Origin of the sequence: Bacillus sp. GMs2/2, from assembly GCF_050172095.1 — a bacterium.
Taxonomy (GTDB): Bacteria; Bacillota; Bacilli; order Bacillales; family Bacillaceae_G; genus Bacillus_A; species Bacillus_A cereus.
In genome coordinates this window covers 1-885 of record NZ_JBNLYE010000763.1, presented here as the reverse complement: position 1 = coordinate 885, position 885 = coordinate 1, and the positions used below count along the sequence as shown (strand labels likewise).

Below are 885 nucleotides of genomic sequence, written 5' to 3'. Positions count from 1 at the left end.
GTTTTACACTAACCCCTTGAATGCCCCCCTGGCTCACGATGATGTCCGCCACCATTTCCATGTGCATACAATTCAGCGGGCACGTCAATATGATGACCTGTATTTCCGTGAGCGGATTTAGAACCTCCACCATTTCCATGTTGACTCATATACCCTGTATTCCCATCTGCACTTCTAAAAAGTATGTAATTCATTGTGATTTCCTCCCTTTCTAAATTATATCTTCATACTAGCACAGTGTATTAGGATAAAACATCATTAAATGATTAAAAATTCAGAAATTTAAAACATTATGCAATCGCAAAAATAACAGGAACACTAACAGAATTACCCGCTTGTCGATACAATTGTGTATCTGAATTTACTTTACTTGCTCGTTCAAAAGCCGAATCTGAAAACCCTTGAAGTCGCCAAGTTTCTTTTGGTGTAAGACGTCTAATTCTAAAATCCTCTGTTAGTACTGCCTGATTGCAAGCTGTATCCAATGATTGGTAATACATGTTAAAAGACTTCACCTGAATAGTTTAATCCTAAAACTTCCTGAGCAGAATATAAAATAAGGAAGGTGATTGGGATTGGTGAAGACCATTTTAATTAGAGATGACACATTGGCGCATATAAAAAATGATTTAGTTGAAATCAGTCAGTCTAATGTAAATTCCAAAGGTTTAACTCATGTTCAAATTACTTTAAACAAAAATGAAATTATACATCTCGCGAATAAACTACAAAGTATGTTTGGAGAAGTAGATATTTGTATTCACTGTGATAAAGTGATAGATGCATTTGAAATGCCTTATCGATATAAAAGTCGCAAACAAGCACATCTCGGTTGCCATATTTATAATAATAGAGGGCGTGTATAAATTAACTCCCCATCTTTTA

General features: G+C 34.9%; 2 protein-coding genes and 1 pseudogene. 1 reads left to right on the top strand and 2 read right to left on the bottom strand.

Going from position 1 to position 885, the window contains the following annotated elements; all coding sequences use genetic code 11:
• Nucleotides 1-8 precede the first annotated feature (8 nt).
• Together ACQGS6_RS29340 and ACQGS6_RS29335 are read right to left on the bottom strand one after the other, a co-directional pair.
• Entirely contained in the window at nucleotides 9-194 is a 186-nt protein-coding gene (locus tag ACQGS6_RS29340; RefSeq protein WP_001106703.1) for a hypothetical protein, read from the bottom strand.
• A 96-nt stretch (nucleotides 195-290) separates the two neighbouring features.
• A pseudogene (locus ACQGS6_RS29335) lies at nucleotides 291-491 on the bottom strand (DNA cytosine methyltransferase); the annotation flags it as partial.
• An 87-nt stretch (nucleotides 492-578) separates the two neighbouring features.
• Between ACQGS6_RS29335 and ACQGS6_RS29330 the strand changes: the two are divergent.
• Entirely contained in the window at nucleotides 579-866 is a 288-nt protein-coding gene (locus tag ACQGS6_RS29330) for a hypothetical protein (protein ID WP_224414053.1), read from the top strand.
• Nucleotides 867-885: the final 19 nt, after the last annotated feature.